This window comes from Streptomyces sp. NPDC031426 (assembly GCF_055581585.1).
In genome coordinates, this window is record NZ_JBVIJE010000003.1 from 282,865 (window position 1) to 299,164 (window position 16,300).

At 70.0% G+C, this 16,300-nt stretch carries 15 protein-coding genes, 1 tRNA gene and 2 pseudogenes; 8 read left to right on the forward strand and 10 right to left on the reverse strand.

What is annotated here, in order from left to right; all coding sequences use genetic code 11:
• Positions 1–129 precede the first annotated feature (129 nt).
• The 3 genes and pseudogenes from ACZ5NH_RS06740 (at position 130) to ACZ5NH_RS06750 (ending at position 2,926) form a co-directional block, all read left to right on the forward strand.
• A complete protein-coding gene (locus ACZ5NH_RS06740) occupies positions 130–1,317 on the forward strand; it encodes a thiolase family protein (RefSeq protein WP_468773278.1) in 1,188 nt (395 codons plus the stop codon).
• A gap of 8 nt (positions 1,318–1,325) precedes the next feature.
• Positions 1,326–1,996: pseudogene (locus ACZ5NH_RS06745) on the forward strand (AMP-binding protein); the annotation flags it as partial.
• Between the two features lie 156 nt (positions 1,997–2,152).
• Positions 2,153–2,926 (forward strand): sulfite exporter TauE/SafE family protein, encoded by a 774-nt coding sequence (locus tag ACZ5NH_RS06750; protein ID WP_388626850.1) that lies wholly within the window; start codon positions 2,153–2,155, stop codon positions 2,924–2,926.
• Here ACZ5NH_RS06750 and ACZ5NH_RS06755 read toward each other — a convergent pair.
• Complete coding sequence (locus ACZ5NH_RS06755; RefSeq protein ID WP_468773279.1) at positions 2,915–3,694, reverse strand: HAD-IIA family hydrolase; 780 nt, start codon at positions 3,692–3,694, stop codon at positions 2,915–2,917. The genes ACZ5NH_RS06750 and ACZ5NH_RS06755 overlap by 12 nt on opposite strands.
• 71 nt (positions 3,695–3,765) lie before the next feature.
• On the opposite strand from ACZ5NH_RS06755, the gene ACZ5NH_RS06760 reads away from it, so the two are divergent.
• Positions 3,766–4,512: a cobalt-precorrin-6A reductase gene (locus ACZ5NH_RS06760; RefSeq protein WP_468773280.1), complete on the forward strand. Its 747-nt coding sequence runs from the start codon at positions 3,766–3,768 to the stop codon at positions 4,510–4,512.
• Here the strand turns inward: ACZ5NH_RS06760 and ACZ5NH_RS06765 are convergent.
• The 3 genes from ACZ5NH_RS06765 to ACZ5NH_RS06775 form a co-directional block, all read right to left on the reverse strand.
• Positions 4,499–4,993, reverse strand: a complete 495-nt coding sequence (locus ACZ5NH_RS06765; protein WP_468773281.1) for a hypothetical protein — start codon at positions 4,991–4,993, stop codon at positions 4,499–4,501. The genes ACZ5NH_RS06760 and ACZ5NH_RS06765 overlap by 14 nt on opposite strands.
• A gap of 83 nt (positions 4,994–5,076) precedes the next feature.
• Complete coding sequence (gene cobF, locus ACZ5NH_RS06770; RefSeq protein WP_388626845.1) at positions 5,077–5,850, reverse strand: precorrin-6A synthase (deacetylating); 774 nt, start codon at positions 5,848–5,850, stop codon at positions 5,077–5,079.
• 72 nt (positions 5,851–5,922) lie between these two features.
• A complete protein-coding gene (locus ACZ5NH_RS06775; protein WP_468773282.1) occupies positions 5,923–6,429 on the reverse strand; it encodes a DUF309 domain-containing protein in 507 nt (168 codons plus the stop codon).
• A 105-nt stretch (positions 6,430–6,534) separates the two neighbouring features.
• Between ACZ5NH_RS06775 and ACZ5NH_RS06780 the strand changes: the two genes are divergently transcribed.
• Positions 6,535–6,608: transfer RNA gene (locus tag ACZ5NH_RS06780), tRNA-Pro, on the forward strand.
• On the opposite strand, the gene ACZ5NH_RS06785 is transcribed toward ACZ5NH_RS06780, so the two are convergent.
• The gene (locus ACZ5NH_RS06785) at positions 6,590–6,871 is read right to left on the reverse strand and encodes a hypothetical protein (RefSeq protein WP_468773517.1); all 282 of its coding nucleotides are present in this window, start codon (positions 6,869–6,871) and stop codon (positions 6,590–6,592) included. The genes ACZ5NH_RS06780 and ACZ5NH_RS06785 overlap by 19 nt on opposite strands.
• Here ACZ5NH_RS06785 and ACZ5NH_RS06790 point away from each other — a divergent pair.
• Positions 6,779–6,991: a hypothetical protein gene (locus tag ACZ5NH_RS06790; RefSeq protein WP_468773532.1), complete on the forward strand. Its 213-nt coding sequence runs from the start codon at positions 6,779–6,781 to the stop codon at positions 6,989–6,991. The two genes, ACZ5NH_RS06785 and ACZ5NH_RS06790, sit on opposite strands and share 93 nt — an antisense overlap.
• A 400-nt stretch (positions 6,992–7,391) precedes the next feature.
• On the forward strand, positions 7,392–7,946 hold the full coding sequence (locus ACZ5NH_RS06795) for an NAD(P)H-dependent oxidoreductase (RefSeq protein WP_388626840.1): 555 nt from the start codon (positions 7,392–7,394) through the stop codon (positions 7,944–7,946).
• 617 nt (positions 7,947–8,563) lie between these two features.
• Here the strand turns inward: ACZ5NH_RS06795 and ACZ5NH_RS06800 are convergent.
• Together ACZ5NH_RS06800 and ACZ5NH_RS06805 are read right to left on the reverse strand one after the other, a co-directional pair.
• Positions 8,564–10,224, reverse strand: a pseudogene (locus tag ACZ5NH_RS06800) (ISAzo13 family transposase).
• A gap of 242 nt (positions 10,225–10,466) precedes the next feature.
• Positions 10,467–10,697: a hypothetical protein gene (locus ACZ5NH_RS06805; RefSeq protein WP_468773283.1), complete on the reverse strand. Its 231-nt coding sequence runs from the start codon at positions 10,695–10,697 to the stop codon at positions 10,467–10,469.
• 268 nt (positions 10,698–10,965) lie between these two features.
• Here ACZ5NH_RS06805 and ACZ5NH_RS06810 point away from each other — a divergent pair, with 268 nt between their 5' ends.
• Positions 10,966–11,946 carry an Lrp/AsnC family transcriptional regulator gene (locus tag ACZ5NH_RS06810; protein ID WP_468773284.1) on the forward strand — a complete coding sequence of 327 codons (981 nt, stop codon included), beginning with the start codon at positions 10,966–10,968 and terminating at the stop codon, positions 11,944–11,946.
• A gap of 222 nt (positions 11,947–12,168) precedes the next feature.
• Here the strand turns inward: ACZ5NH_RS06810 and ACZ5NH_RS06815 are convergent, their stop codons facing one another.
• The 3 genes from ACZ5NH_RS06815 to ACZ5NH_RS06825 form a co-directional block, all read right to left on the reverse strand.
• Complete coding sequence (locus tag ACZ5NH_RS06815; RefSeq protein ID WP_468773285.1) at positions 12,169–13,683, reverse strand: GMC family oxidoreductase; 1,515 nt, start codon at positions 13,681–13,683, stop codon at positions 12,169–12,171.
• 114 nt (positions 13,684–13,797) lie between these two features.
• The gene (locus ACZ5NH_RS06820) at positions 13,798–15,189 is read right to left on the reverse strand and encodes an aldehyde dehydrogenase family protein (protein ID WP_468773286.1); all 1,392 of its coding nucleotides are present in this window, start codon (positions 15,187–15,189) and stop codon (positions 13,798–13,800) included.
• Positions 15,189–16,289, reverse strand: coding sequence for a phenylacetate--CoA ligase family protein (locus tag ACZ5NH_RS06825; RefSeq protein WP_468773287.1), 1,101 nt, complete (start codon positions 16,287–16,289; stop codon positions 15,189–15,191). The genes ACZ5NH_RS06820 and ACZ5NH_RS06825 overlap by 1 nt, the downstream gene beginning before the upstream one ends.
• Between the last annotated feature and the right edge of the window lie 11 nt (positions 16,290–16,300).

Here is a 16,300-nt window from a genome sequence, read left to right on the forward strand (position 1 = left end):
CTCCGGGGGGATCTTCCCAGCGGGCCGGTCGGAGGTCTATAGTCCAAAACTAGCAGTGCTAATTAAGTGTCCCGAGTGGTCCGCCGATCGACAGCGCCGCCGATCGGTCGTAGGTCAGGAGTCGAAGCCGTGCGTCCCGTTCACTTCGCGGCCGCCCGCCGCACCCCCATCGGCAAGCTGCGCGGAGCCCTGTCCTCCGTCCGGCCCGACGACCTGGCGGCGACCGTGATCCGCCACCTGGTGGCCGAGGTGCCCGCCCTCGACCCGGCCCGGATCGACGACGTCTACTGGGGCGCGGCCAACCAGGCCGGCGAGGACAACCGCAACGTCGCCCGCATGGCCGCCCTGCTCGCCGGACTGCCCGAGTCGGTGCCCGGCGCCACCGTCAACCGGCTGTGCGCCTCCGGCCTCGAAGCGGTCACCGCCGCCGCCCGCACCATCGCCGCCGGCGAGGCCGACATCGTGATCGCGGGCGGCTCCGAGTCCATGAGCCGCGCCCCCTTCGTGCTGCCCCGGCCCGACGAGGCGCTGCCGCAGCACATCGAGACCTACGACACCCGGCTCGGCTGGCGCCTGGTCAACCCCGCGATGAAGGACCTGCACGGCCTGCTGTCCATGGGCGAGACCGCCGAGGAGGTCGCCGAGCGGTACGGCGTCTCCCGCGCCCGCCAGGACGAGTTCGCCCTGCGCAGCCACCAACTCGCGGCCGCCGCCCGCAAGAACGGGCACTTCGACGACGAACTCCTGTCCGTGGAGCGGCCGGACGGCATCACGGTCGAGCAGGACGAGTGCGTCCGCGAGGACACCTCGCTGGAGAAGCTGTCCAGGCTGAAGCCGGTCTTCCGCCAGGGCGGCACGGTCACCGCGGGCAACGCCTCGCCGATGAACGACGGCGCGGCCGGGCTGCTCCTGGTCAGCGAGGAGGCACTGAACGAGCTGGGCCTGGAGTCCCTCGGCCGCTATGTCGCGGGCGCCTCCGCAGGCGTCCACCCCGACGTGATGGGCATCGGCCCGGTGCCTGCCACCCGCAAGGTCCTGGCCCGGGCCGGCTGGGACATCGCCGACCTCCAGGAGGCCGAGTTCAACGAGGCGTTCGCCGCCCAGGCGCTCGCCTGCGTCGACCAACTGGGCATCGACCCCGACCTGGTCAACCCCACCGGCGGAGCCATCGCCCTCGGCCATCCCCTCGGCTGCTCGGGCGCCCGCATCCTGACGACGCTCCTGCACCGCATGCGCCGCACCGGCGCCGCGCGGGGGCTCGCGACCATGTGCGTGGGCGTGGGGCAGGGGAGCGCGGTGCTGGTCGAGCGGCACTAGCGCCTTTCCTGCCGGGGGGCCGGTCAGTCGAGCCGCAGCAAGGAAACGGAGCAGCATTCCAGGCAACCCTGTCCGTCGCCGCCGTCCTCGCCGAGAACGCCCGGCGTCGCCCCGAGAAGACGGCGCTCGTCGAAGGCGAGCTGCGGCTGTCCTTCGCCCAGGTGTGGCACAGGTCCCCGGCCCGGGCAGGCGCGCTCACCGGGCTCGGGGGTGCGGCCGGGCGACCCGGTGGCGTCGATGGCCCAGAACACCGCCAAGTTCCCGGTCGCCTACTACGCGATCGCCGCGGCGGGCGGGGTGGTCGTCCCCGTGCACCTGCTGCTGTCGGCCGGCGAGGTCGAGCACGTGCTCCGGGACAGCGGGGCGACGCTGCTGCTCGTGCACCCGGCCCAGGCGGCGACCGGCCGGGCCGCCGCCGAGGCCACCGGCGTCGAAGTGGTCGTCCCGGGCGAGGAGTTCGACAAGCTCGCCGCCGACGCCGAGCCCCTGCCGCCGTACGTCACCCGTGCCACCCGGCGGTGACCTCCTACACGAGCGGGACGACCGAAGTGCCGAAGGGCGCCGTGCTCAGCCACTTCAACCTCGTGATGAACGCGACCTCCCCCAGCTCTCGGCTTCGCTCGAGCCGAGGGGACCCCCCATCGCCTTCGACGCCAGCGACATCCGTGCCGACGACATCTGAAGGTGCTCGAGCGGGAGCTGCGGGCGCAGTACGCGGAACGGTCATAGCGGGCGGCACGAACGGGTCATAGCGGCTGAAGCGGTCGCGGCAGGGGCCACCAGGCGAGACGGTCCTTACGCCGGAGGCTTGTCAGGACATAGCATCGGCCCCCGCATGAACACGATGACGCTCTGGCACATATCCGGCTGGGGGTTCGCGGCGCTCGCCTTCGCGGCCCTCCTCGTCGGCTTCTCCAAGACCGCGGTGAGCGGGGCCAACACGGTCAGCCTCGCCGTCTTCGCCGCGGTCCTGCCCGCCCGCGCCTCCACCGGCGTCCTGCTGCCCGTCCTGATCGCCGGTGACGTCCTCGCCGTGCTCACCTACCGGCGGCACGCCCACTGGCCCACCCTGTGGCGGCTGTTCCCGGCCGTCGCGGCCGGGGTGGTGGTCGGCACGCTGTTCCTGATGTGGGCCGACGACGGGATCGTACGGATCTCGATCGGCGCGATCCTGCTGCTGATGGCGGGGGTGACGGTGTGGCGGCGGCGCACGGCGGACGGCGGGGCGGCACCGGAGCAGGTCACCTCGCGCGCCGGCCGCGCGAAGGCCCGCTCGTACGGCGTACTCGGCGGGTTCACCACGATGGTCGCCAACGCGGGGGGCCCGGTGATGTCGATGTACCTGCTGTCCGCCGGGTTCCGGAAGCTGGGCTTCCTCGGTACCTCGGCGTTCTTCTTCCTCATCGTGAACGTCTCGAAGGTGCCGTTCAGCGCGGGCCTGGGCCTGATCGACGGCCGTTCGCTGCTCCTCGACGCGGCACTCGCCGTGTTCGTCGTCCCCGGTGCGCTGTTCGGCAAGTGGGCTGTGAGCAGGATCAACCAGCGACTCTTCGAACAGCTCGTGATCGCGGCGACAATCGTGGGCGGGGTGCAACTGCTACTGCGCTAGCCCCAGCAGAGCCGGGAGGTCCGCGAAGGAGTCCAGCACCCGGTCCGGTGTGCCGCTCGCCCCCTCCAGCGCCTCCTGCTGGAACTTCCCCGTGCGCACCAGCACCCCGGTGAGCCCCGCCCGTTGCGCCGCGAGCACGTCCGACTCCACGTCGTCGCCCACCATCAGCGCCTGCCCGGCGTCCACCCCCAGCCGGGCCAGCGCCGCCTCGAAGAACGCCCGGGACGGCTTGCCCGTCACTTCCGCCTCTGTGCGCGCGGCCTGCTCCAGCCCGAGCAGAAAGGCACCGGAGTCCAGCTGCAGCCCGGCGTCGGTCCGCCAGTACAGGTTCCGGTGCATGGCGATCAGCCGCGCACCCCGCTGGAGGAACCCGAACACCCGGTTGAGCGAGGCGTAGTCCAGCTCCGGCCCGGCACCGCCGAACACGACCACCTCGGGATCGTCGTCCACCAGGGTGACATCGCCCAGGTCCTCCGCGATGTCCCCGCTGTTGAGCAGCGCGCAGCGGGCGCCCGGGAAGTGCTCGGCGAGGTGTGCGGCGGTGACCGCGGGCGCGGTGAGGACGTCCTCGGCGCGCACCTCGAAACCGGCCCCGCTCAGCGTCTCGGCGATCGACGCCCGGGTCCGGGACGTCGTGTTGGTCACCAGCGCCACGCCGAGCCCCGCCGCGCGGATCGCGCGCAGCGCCTCCACCGCGCCCGGCAGCGGCTTCCAGGAGACGGTGAGAACACCGTCGATATCGATCAGCACGCCACGCACGGATTCCATGACCTCCATGCCCCAAGACCGTAGCGACCCGCCCCGCGGACCGTCCCGTACCACCTCGTACGCTCACCCCTATGCCCGCGCACGTCCTGATCCTCGGCGGCACCACCGAGGCCCGCCGCCTCGCCGCCGACCTCGCCGCACGGCCCGGGATCCGGGTGACGACGTCCCTGGCCGGCCGGGTCGCGCGGCCGGGAGCGGTGGCGGGCGAGGTACGGATCGGCGGCTTCGGCGGTGCGCAGGGCCTGGCCGACTGGCTGCGCACGCAGCACGTGGACGCCCTGGTCGACGCCACCCATCCCTTCGCCGAGGCGATCACGGCCAACGCGGCGCACGCGGCGGCGGCCACGGGAGTTCCCCTGGTCGTCCTGCGCCGCCCCGGCTGGCGACCGGGCCCCGGCGACCGCTGGTACGACGTCCCGTCCCTGGCCGGCGCCGCCGAGGCGCTGCCCGGCCTCGGCCGCCGGGTGTTCCTCAGCACCGGACGCCTGGGCCTCGCCGCGTTCGCCCACCTGACGGATCTGCACTTCGTCGTACGGTCGGTCGACCCGCCCGAGCCGCCCATGCCGCCGGACACCGAACTGGTCCTCGCCCGCGGCCCGTTCACCATCGCCGACGAGACGGAGCTGCTGCGCGCCCATCGCATCGAGGCGCTGGTGACCAAGGACAGCGGCGGCGAGGCCACGGCCGCGAAACTGACGGCGGCGCGTGAACTCGGCCTGCCCGTCGTCGTCGTACGGCGCCCCCCGCTCCCGCAGGGCGTGACGGCGGTGTCCGACGTGGCGGGCGTACGGGAGTGGCTCGGCCTCAGCCCTGAGTGAGCACCGACCTCCGGATCCGGTCGACGGTGCGCAGCACCTCGTCCCGGTTCTTGGCGGACGTGATCCACACCGGCAGCCGGGCGACCAGGGTCATCTTCTGCCCGGTGTCGTACCAAGGAGCGCGCTCGCGCAGATCGGCGGCGGCACAGCGGCGGATCAGGTCGAGGTGCCGCAGGTCGTACGCCCACAGCCGGCCGTGCCGGGTTTCCCGCTGGAGCCACAGACGGGTGCGGAAGTAGGGGTCCTCGGCGGGTCCCCCCGAGCCCGCCCACAGGCCGATGCCCCGGCCCGCCCACGTCCGGGACAGACCGCAGGAACGGCAGACCAGACGCCGGGGCGCGAACAGCGGCCGTGCTTCGGGGTGCGGTTGCCGCTCGACGCGGGCGACGCGGTCACAGCGCGGGCAGTGGACCAGGATCGAGTCCAGGAAGTCGTACTCCGTGCTGCGTGGATCGCGGAAACGGACGGGAGAGCCGGACATGGCCCGAGTATGACCAAGCCCGGTGCCCTGCTCACGCGGTTTTCGGCTTCATACGACCGTTGCCCGGCCCGGGGCCGGCGCCGCTACTGATCCCCGGGGTTTCTGCGCAGCAGATACGTGTCCATGATCCAGCCCTTGCGCTCGCGTGCCTCGGCCCGCACCCGCTCGATGCGCGGACCGGCCTCGGCGATCGGGCCGGAGACGAGGAGCTCGTCCGGGGTGCCGATGTAGGCCCCCCAGTAGATGTCGATGTCCTCCCCGGCGTACTCCCGGAAGGCCTGGTGCGCGTCCAGCATCACGACCACGTCGTCCACGCCCTCGGGGAAGCCCTCGGCCAGCCGCCGCCCGGTGGTGATCTGCACCGGCCGGGCCACCCGGTTCAGGCCCGTGCGATGCCGGGCGACCAGCGCGGAGACGCTGCTGATGCCGGGTATGACGTCGTACTCGAACGCGACCGCGCCGCGCTCCAGCACCTCCTGCAGAATCCCGAGCGTGCTGTCGTACAACGCCGGATCGCCCCACACCAGGAAGGCGCCGGTGCCGTCCTCGCCCAGCTCCTCGGCGATCAGGCGCGCGTAGATCCCGGCGCGGGCGCTGCGCCAGTCCTCCACCGCCGGCGAGTACGCCGACCCACCCGCCTTCCGGTCCCGCTCCGGGTCACGGGCCTCCACCACCCGGTAAGAGCCCGCGGGCAGATGCGCTTCCAGCATGTCCCGGCGGAGCTGGGTGAGATCGCTCTTCACCTCGCCCTTGTCGAGCACGAAGAACACGTCCGTGCTCCGCAGCGCCTTGACCGCCTGCAGGGTCAGCTGGTCGGGGTCGCCCGCGCCGATACCGATGACATGAATCTTTCGCACGCCCCGAGTCTGCCGCATGCCACTGACAGCGGGTGCACCGCGTCCACACACCCTGCGACGGCACCGGTTCCGTCAGGAACGGAGCCGGGGGGCCTCGCCCTCCGCGTCCACGGGTCCGCCCCCGCTCTCCACCCGCGCCGCCAGCTCGCGCGCCCACCGGGTGAGCCCGGCGAGATCGATCCCGTACGGCCGGTCCTCGCCCTGCTCCGTCTCCCAGTCCGCAAGCGCCCCCGCGCCCCTCCGCAGCAGCCGTGCCCCGCCGACGGCGTTCCCACGCGCCGCGTGCGTGAGGCCCACCGCCAGCTGGGCGAGCCCCCGCCACAGCGCGCGCTCCTCCTCGGGCCCCGACTTCCAGGCGTCCTCGAACACCTCGTGCGCATGGAACGGCTTCCCGGCGTCCAGCAGCGCCTGCGCCTCGGTGACCGTCTCCTGCGGCCGCCGCACGACACCCTCCGGCTGCCGAGGGACCCCCTCGGTGCCGTAGGGCAGCGGCCGGCCGAGCCCGTCCCGGGGCCGCGCGCTGCGTGCCCGCCCCTCCGGGTCCCGGTCCCTGGCATCCGATGCGCCCGCGTTCGTCATACGACCGATTGTCCCCGGCTCTCCCCGGGCCCTCTTCGGCCCACCCCCGAAGGTGGGGTAAAGTTCTGTTCGCGCGATCACGCGGGTCACCGCGAGTGAGCGCAACGGGACGTGGCGCAGCTTGGTAGCGCACTTGACTGGGGGTCAAGGGGTCGCAGGTTCAAATCCTGTCGTCCCGACTGTGAAGTCGGTTGGGCCGGTACTTGGGAGACCAGGTGCCGGCTCTTTCTGTTGCCGGGTCAGCTGGTGGTCGCATGGTGGTCGCCGGGCCACATCGGCCAGTCCGCGGTGGGGGAGCACCGGATCGGGGCGGACGCCGACCTCGGCGAGCACGTGGGCGGGCGCGTCGATGATCCACTCGCCTACCGCCGGCAGGGAGGTGGCCCCGGCCAGGGACCGCGCACGCGGCCAGGGCGAGGACGACGGCCAGCGGGTGGCGCACCCCGCGCGGATCACGCGGGTCCGGCACCTCGGCGAGACGTTCCAGCAGGCCCGGGGCCTCGCCGGGCAGCACCGGCGCTGCCCAGCGGAGCTGCTCAAGAGCGGGCGTTCTCGGCGATGATGCGCAGGCAGGCACGGTCTTCCACTCGGATCACGGGCGTAGAGAACTCCATGATCTGGGAGACCGCGCCTGTCACGCTTCCCGGCCCGCCCTGCCCGACAGACCGTCACGAACCGGACGCCGGCCGACTGTGCCGAAGCCCCGGGGCGTTGGGGGTGCGCGTGAATATCCACCACCGGGACGGTCGCCGGTGGAACGAGTCCGTCAATATTGCGTGACAAACGCCGCTCGGATCACCGACCGCCTTTACTTACAGAGACACAGCCGCTCGTTCCGAGACGATCGCCCTCTCAAAGCGCTCGAGAAGAACGCATGACCGCGGACACGGCCGACCCGCTCGCCAACATTGACAGTGATGACGCACACGGGTTCGCGTCCTACACGAGAAATGGAACAGTCAGTGACCACCAATCGCACCCTCGTCATTGTCGCCCACCCGAACCTCACGGAATCCCGTGCCAACGCCACCCGGCTCGCCGAGATCAAGGACCTGGACAACGTCACCGTCCACGACCTCTACGAGGCTTACCCCGATTTCAACATCGATGTCGCACGCGAGCAGCAGCTGCTGCGCGAGCACGACACCGTCGTTCTCCAGTTCCCGGTCTACTGGTACAACGTAACCTCGATGCTCAAGGCGTGGTTCGACGCGGTGCTGGTTTACGGTTTCGCCTTCACCTTCGACGGTTCCGCCTCCGCGCTGCACGGCAAGAAGGCTTGGCTGGCCGTCACGGTCGGCAGCACCCCGGAGACCTACGCCGCGGAAGGCCTCGCCCGACGGACCCTCGAGGAGTACCTCGCCCCGGTCGTTCAAACGCTGCAGTTCTGCCAGCTTGACTACCAGGGTTTTCACGCCGTCTACGGCATGATGTTCGACCCGTCGGACGAGAACCTCATCCTGGACGCCAAGGAATACCGCAGGCTCATCGCGACCAGTGAGACGCCGGTCGGCTGACCTCGATTATTCGTGAATTCTTCGAGCTTTCACGAGTGATCACGATGGTTGCTCCGGGGCCCAGCCCCAGGCCGCGCATTCCTTCACGCCACCGCCGCTTCCTTCGCTGAACTCGACGGGAGTTCAGTGAAGGAAGCTCGACTCAGGCTCGGTGAAGCAGACGCGGAGATCCTTCGCTTTCGCCACCAAGTCGCGCTGCTCGAGCGTCGCGTGACCGCGCGCCCGAAGCTGACATGGGCGGAACGGGCGTTGTTCGCCGCGTTCCTGGCTCTGATACCTCGAGCCCAGCACGGGGCCTGCGACTTCCCGTCAATCCCGCGACGATCCTCAAGTGGCACCGGAACCTGGTGAAACGACGCTGGACGGAGAGATCGCGGCGCAAGAACCCGGGGCGTCCGCGCCGCCATCCCTCGATCACGAGGCTCGTGCTGCGCATGGCCCGCCAGCACGACGGCTGGGGGTATCGGGGAGTGGGCAGGTCTCGGGATCACGGTGGCGCCCTCCACTGTCTGGGAGATCCTCACGAGGCACGGCATCGACCCGGCGCCACGACGTAACGGACCGAGTTGGGCTACGTTGCCGCGCTCCCAGGCTGATCCCTGGGAGCTGCCGGAAAGTTACTTCGGGATCTTGGTGCTCTCCGGGACGAGGGTGTGTCCGGCGATGGCGGTGAGTTGCTCGGCGGTGGTCACGGTGATGGCACCAGTGGGTACGGTGTGCCCGAGAGCCGCGAGGTCGCGGCCGACGTCGCGGACGGCGGGGCGCCGATCATGGCCTCGGAGACGCCGAGGAGGGACGCCGGCGGCGGCTGGGGCAGGGACCAGCGGGTCTTGAGGACGCAGACCAGGAGGCGGTCGGCGATGGAGAGGTAGTGACTGCCGGTGCTGGGGCCGGTCTTCTTGCCGGGGATCATGATCGGCGGGTGCTCGTCCAGGTAGTCGCGGTAGCGGCCGAGCAGAGTCTGCCAGGCGGCGGGCTCCATGCCGGTCAGGCTGGGATGGTGCCGCTATGCGGGGGCCTTGTCCTCCGCGGGGAAGCGGCCGAACTCCGGTGCCGGGCACGGGGGTTCGGGTCCGAGCGGTTCGGGTCGGATGCTGTAGTTCCAGGTGCCGTGCCACTCGTGCGGCTCCAGGGGGAGCCGGTCCATGACGTGGTCGGGCACGGCGGTGCCGGTCGGGTGGGCGCCGGGGTCGAGTTCGGCGCGGACGGTGGGCCCGGTGCGGGTCGTGGTCGCGCCGATGGTGTTAACGACCACTTCATGGCTGGTGAGCGGCCTGCCGCGCCAGTTGGTGCTGATCCGGGAGAACAGGCGGTGCTCGATCTTGTTCCACTTCGATGTCCCCGGAGGGAAGTGGCAGACCATGACCTCCAGGCCGGCCGCGCAGGTGAAGTCGGCGAGCTCCTTCTTCCAGGCCCGCACCCGGCAGCCGTTCGCCCCGCCGGCGTCCGCGGTGATCAGCAGCCGGGTCGCGTCCGGGTAGCGGGCCCGTCCCTCCGCCTCCCACCAGCGGCGCAGGGTGGCCACGGCGAACGCCGCCGTGTCCCCGTCGCAGCCCACCGAGACCCACCCGGCGTCGGCGGCCAGGTCGTAGATCCCGTAGGGCACCGCCTTCTGCGCGCCTTTCTCCGGGAAGTCGTACGCGCGGACCCGCGCGGGCTGACCGGCGCGGTGCCACTCACGACCGGCCACCGCGTAGTCGCCGGGCACCTCCTTCTTTTTGGTGTCCACGCTGAGCACCGGCTCGCCTGCCTGCGTGAACTCGCAGACCTTGTCGTTGATGTAGCGGAACTGGGCATCCCGGTCGGGATGCCGGGCACCCTCGGTGGTCCGCGAGGCCGCCCGCAGGCAGAAGCCCTCCTCCTTCAGCATGGCGGCCACGGTGTCCGCGCCGATGCGGTGCCCCTTTGCCGACAGCTCGGCGGCCAGTTTGCGGGTCGACTTGGTCGTCCACCGTAAGGGGGACTCCGGATCTCCGCGCTTCACGGGCTCCACCAGCGCCAAGAGCGCGGCTACCAGGCCGGGGTCGTGCTCGCGCAGCCGCTTGCGTCCCGCCCCGGGCCGACGCACGCGCACCGAGGGCGACATCCCTGCGTCCAGTTCAGCAGCCCCGCGCGAGACGGTGTCCTCCGAAACCCCTGCGGCACGCGCCACCACACGGATCCCGCCGCGTCCCAGCGCCCGCGCATCCGCGCCGAGCACCAGACGCCGGCGTCGCTCATCCAGATGCGGCAGCAACCGTGCGAACTTCTCCACCAGCGCCGCCTCGATCCCCTCCATCACACCGGGATCCTACGAGCCAACCACCGTACACAACACCGAAGTTACTAATCGTCAGCCCCCCGGGCAGACCGTCGTACCCCACGCAGAGCGAGAACATGTACACTCGCCTCCTAGATTGACCTAGTGGGTTCCGCCGACCGAGCCCTGGCGATGAGTCAGGACCCCGGCGCGTCCCTCTTGACCTATCGATTTGACCTGTCGATGTCCACCTCGTGGTGATGGTCATGGTGCGTAGTAGTTCATGAGCTGGTCGGGGGGCTGGTGTAGTGGCAGCGGCTGCATTGGAATGCCAGGTCGTGCAGGGTGGAGAGGTTCCCGGGCAGCCGCGCAGTGCGGGCCTGACGGCGCTCCTCCTCGAAGGTGTCATCCAGAACGTGGTGCCGGTACTCGGCGGACCAGTGCAGCTGTTGACGAGCCGCCAGGTCGCTGAGTCTCGCGTCCGAGGCCGGCAGGCTGGTGATACGGAACACGTATTCCTCAAACCACGATCGTGCGACTCCATGCCCGCGCGCCAAGTCCGGCAAAGCATGACCGATCACGAGAACTGGCTGACCATCACCATGGCACGGAGCTCGCCGGGGCCCTGGTGATGAAAAACGCCGTCGCCGACAGTCCTTGACGAGGTCATGCCACATGCTACCCGGGGGGAAACTGGTGCCGCAAACCGTGCTGAGCGTTCCTGGCCCTAGACGGCCAGTGGGCGATTTCTCTGAGCCAACGGTCCCCGCAGTCGATGAATTGGACCACTGTATTATTCATGCCCTGCGTATCGACGGTCGGGCGCCGTTCAGCCGGATCGCCGAGGTTCTGGGCGTCTCCACGCAAACAGTCGCCCGTCGCTACGGGCGCCTGAGCAGCGAGCTGTCGCTTCGTGTTGTCGGGGTGGCGAACCCGCGGCAAGCGTCAGGTGGGAAGTGGATTCTGAGGCTCACGGCCAGCCCGAACACCGCTCAGAGTGTCGCGCAGAGCCTGGCTCGGCGGGACGACACCACCTGGGTGCGGCTCGTGTCCGGGGGAACCGAGATCTGCTTCGTCATGAGCTCCGCGGCGCACCATACGCTGCTGTTCCGCGAGATCCCCCGTGTGGCCAACATCGCCGAGGTGTCGGCGCACCGCCTGCTGCATACCTATTTAGGCGGTCCCACCGCCTGGCAGGGGCACACTACCGCTCTCACCAACGAGCAGCAGGAACAACTGCGCCGAGCACTCGACTCGTCAGATGACGCTGACGAGCCCAAGTTCCGCTCATCCCTGACCCAGGCGGACTGGCACCTCCTGGCCGCGTTGCAGAATAACGGCCGCATCAGCTACACAGACCTCGCCGCCGAGACCGGCCAGTCTCCCTCGACCATTACGCGCCGACTCGCTGCCTTGCAGGCCGGCGGCATGCTCACCTTCGACGTCGAGATAAGTGCGGAGGTATACGGCATCACCACGCAAGCCCTGCTGTGGATGTCGGTCGCCCCCGCGCACCTGAACCAGGTAGCGAGCACCCTGATCCAACACAGGGAGCTAGCCTTCCTGGCCTCCACCACCGGCCCAACCAACCTGGTGGGCCTCGTCTTGTGCAAGAGTCCCAGTGAACTGCATGACTACCTGGCCGATAGGCTCAGCGCGCTGGACTCCATCCGCATGCTCGAAACAAGTCCCGTCCAGAGGACCCTGAAGACCTGCAGTCCGTTCCTGCAGAGCAGCCCCAGACGCAGCAATTCAGCCTGACGCGGGTTCCGAGCCTCCACGTGGCCTGGCGCCTGCGTGAAGTGCGCCGAACCACCGCACCCATCGGATGCGGCGCTCGCCGCGCCCCAAGCCGAGCTTCCCTGGCTGAACTCCCGTCGGGTTCAGCTGGGGAAGCGGCGGTGACGTACAGGAACGCGCGGCCTGGGGCGCGGCCCCAGAATGATCAAGGCGAGTGGCCGGCCTCTCGGCAGCCTATGGTTATCAGTGGTTGTAGCCGAGGTGGGCGATGCGTTCGGCGAGCATGATCGTGGTGAGGTTGGTGACGCTGGAGGGCACGTACGGGATGATCGAGGCGTCCACGACACGCAGGGCGGCGAGTCCGTGCACGGCTCCGCGGGAGTCGACGACGGCCTGAGGCGAGTCGGCGGCACCCATAGGGGCGGTGGAGGTGGGGTGACCGTAGATGGAGAGGCTGGATTCGATCACCCGCGTCAGTTCCTCGGCGTCGTCGGGCAGTTCGCGCGGCATCAGAAGCCCGGCGAGCGACGGCGCGAGTGCCGGGTCGCGGGCCAGATCACAGGCGATTCGTACGCCTTCGAGCATGCGTCGGCGGTCGCGCTCGGTGCCGAGGTAGTTGTGGTCGATCAAGGGCTGGGCAAGCGGATCTCGGCTGGCGAGGCGCACCGTGCCCTGCGCGTCGGGGAGCACGAGAGCCGTGGACAGGGCGATGACGCCGCCGGCGGGCATGAACGGAGCCCCGTTGGGATGCACGGCGACGACGTTCAGGTCGAGTTCACCGTCCGCGGCCTCGCTGGAGGCGGTCCACAGCAGCGCGCCGAGGGCCGGAGCCATCTCCCCTCGTCCGGGGGCGAGTGCATAGACCGCGGGGCAGAAAGGGTGGTCTTGCAGGTGCTGGCCGACGGGTAGGTCGGCGAGGGGCTCGATGCCGAGAGACGCCAGTTCGCCGGCGGGGCCGATGCCGGAGCGCAGCAGGATCGCCGCGCTTCCGTAGGTCCCGGCAGAGAGGATCACCTCGTAGGCATTGTGCACGGTCCCGTCGGCGGTGACCACTCCGGTCGCAGTGCCACCGCGGAACAGGACCCGGTCGACGGTGACGGCGCCGTGCACGGTGAGATTCGGGCGAGCGCGCACCTCAGCGGTGAGGTAGACCAGTGCGGTGTTCTGTCGGATCCCATCGAGGACGTTGACCGCGAAGGCTCCGACGCCGTCCTGCTCGGCACCGTTGAAGTCGGTGATCCGCTTGTGGCCAAGGGCGACTGCGGCGTCGATGAAGCCACGGTGCGCGGGGGTCAGCTCGGACTCGGTCAGTTGGCGCACGGGCATCGGCCCGCTTCGCCCGTGAAACTCGTCCTCGCCGGTGGGGGTGTTTTCCAGGGCGCGGAAGTACGGCAGGACGTCAGCGAAGCTCCAGTCGTCGAGCCCGTTCTCGGCCCAGCGGGCGAAGTCGCGGGCGCGGGCGCGGAGGGCGGCGCCGGCGTTGACGGCGGAACTCCCGCCCATCACCTTGCCGCGCAGAGCGACCATCGAGGGGCTCAGTCGCCCGCCCCGTGAGGTGTATCCCCAGTCGTGATCGAGATCGGCGATGCGGTTGGCGTCGAGCAGCGCGTCGGGGAATTGGGTGGGGCCGTAGTCCGGCCCGGCCTCGAGCAGCACGACGCGCCGGGCGGGGTTCTCGCTCAGGCGCGCGGCGAGCACTGCGCCGGCCGACCCGCCGCCGACGATCAGGACGTCGGCCGGTTCGACGGAGTGGGACAAGGTATGACCCTTTCGATCTCGTTGGAGTGGGAGGGAGCGTCCCGGTGGCGAGCCGCCGCGGGCGACATCGGAACCACGCTCACGGTGCGAACGTGAGCGTTGCCGGAACCACTTTCAGTGGCGGCTGGCAGGCACGGGGAGTCCGTTCCGGATGACGCCCTTGTTCCGCATGAGGAAGTCGGCCAGGTAGCCATCGTGCGGTACCGAGGGATCCATCCAGTAGGTGTGCTGGCTTCCCAGATACAGGTTGCTGATGGTCGGCTCGTCGAGCAGGCGGTCGATGAGCTGGGTGTCGTGGGTCATCGCGTTGAGCACGAGCGTGTTCTTCAGCGGCTCCGTACCGGCCTCGGGTGTCCACGGCGCGATCCACACGCAAGGGAACGGCAGTTCCACGCCTGCCTGCGGAGCGGCTGGATCGTCGAGTTGGTGGACGGCCGGCATCAGCGCGGCGCCCCCGTCCCCGAGTTCGCCCACGATGCCGTCGCCGCCGAGCCAGGGCCGGGTGCCCGCAGCCTTCTTGAGCAGGTGCGTTTCGATCGCCTTGGCGACCGCGACCGGCTGTACGGGGAGTACGGCCTTGTCGTCCTCGGGCGGCAGACAGGGCATCGCGGACAACCGCGCCGCGACGGCCTCGGCGAGCGGAGTCGGGTCGCCCTCCACGAAGATGGCCGTCGTGTTCACGCATCCGGTCCCGCCGTGGCCGCTCACGGACGCGACGATCACGTCCAGGTGGTCGCGCCAGTCCACATCGGCCGTGATGAGGATCTTCGACCGACCCGGCCCCTGCGGCAGCACCGTCGCGGCCCCGCCGTACTTGCGGGTCACCTCCTCGCCGCCGTACACCATCCCCAGGTCGGCGCCGCGCAGAATGGCGTCGGCACCGGCGTGGTCGGTGGGCAGGAGTACCACCTGGTCGTCGGCGAATCCCGCGCTCCGCAGTGCCGTCACAAGCCGGTGCGGCGTGAAGGGATCGCGGCTGGACGGGCGGACCGCGACGCGGTAGCCCAGCGCCAGTGCCTCCGGCCAGATGCTGTGGGTGCCGGGATGGTTGCCCGCGGCGTGCACGGCGAACACGTCTCCGCGCCGTGCCCACACCGAACGCCCGGTCCGCGTCAGCGGATCGCGCCAGTTGTCGACCGCTCCCTGTGGGCGCGCGTACTGGACGCTCGAATGAGCCTTCGCCACCCGCTCGGCGACCGTCGTGGTCGCCCCGACGACGGAGGAGATCGGGACACCACCGACCCTACTGACAGCGTATTGGTACTCCTCGACGGTCAGGCCGTCGATCGTCGCGGTCGCGAAGAGCATGGCCGCACGGATCATCGCGTCGGCCCGTTCGTCGGCCGGCATGGCGCTGCCCCGGCGCAGCGCCGCCATGGTGCGGTTGACGTACAACGGCGGCACGAGACTCAGTTCCGCGAAGGCAGTGCCTGCCACATCGGTGACCGTCTGCCTGTTGCTGGCGCGGAAGGCGCCCGTTGCACCGAGCGCGGGCAGGTCGATCATCAGTAAACCCCCTCGATGACGTCCTCGTCCTCGAACACCGCGACCGTGGAGATGTCGGCGACCGAGTCCCCGACCAAGTCGTTCACCTGCGGAATGCGAGTGGCAAGGTCACGTTCCAGGTTGCTGGGCAGCAGGAAGGACTTGCTGACGTGGTTGACCAGCACCCGGCCCCGCTCTCCGTAGGGCACCGGCTCAAGGCTCTTCGAATCGACGACCGTGAAGGTCACGTAGGGGGAGAACGAGTCGAAGACGCACGGATCGTCGAGGGAGATCCCGGCACGCTCGCCCGCAACCCCGATGATCATCGTGCTTCCGTACTCGCCGCACAGCGCGACCTCGGGGAACACCTCGGTCTTGAAGATGCGCCGGGAGTCGGCGTCCATCTGAGTGCCTCCCCACCTGATGCACTTCACCCGCTCGTTCACCAGGGCGACCAGCTTCTCGTCCCTGGCCAGCCGTTCCAGCAGCGGGGGCGTGATGGTGAGCACGCCGACGTCCTGCGTCCGCAGGACGTCGGCGGCCTGGTCGATGAGGTGCTGGGCGTAGGCGTCGACCTGCCCGAACTGACCGTCGGCGATGAGCCGCTTCACCCAGCGCGGATCGAGGTCGATCGTGAAGCCATGGCGGCCGTGCGTGACGGCGTGCTGCCGGAACAGGGTGCCCACGACGTGCGGCCCGGTCGGGATGACTCCCAGCCAGTTCCCTCCGCGCGGCACACCGTGGCGGTCGAGGTTCGCGTTGCTCCAGCTCACCATGCGGTCCAGCCAGTCCCGCATCAGCACGACCCGCTTCGGGGCGCCGGTGGTGCCGCCGCTTTCGAAGAACCCGACCACGTCGGGCTGGTTTCCGTATCCCCTGGGAACCAGGTCCTCGCCACGGACGTCGCGAAGCTCCGCGGCCACGTTCGGGAAGAGCCGGAGGTCCTCGTGCGTCTTGACATCGGCTCGCGGATCGAAGCCGAGAGTAGCGGCTCGGTCCAGCCAGAACTTGCAGCCGGTCTCGGGATTGAAGTGCCACTCCATGGCGGCACGGATGAACTCGTCCGGATCGGGCTGGACATCGAACGGAAGATCCAGGATCTGTTCCGCGGTAAAAGGCATGGTCTCTTCCT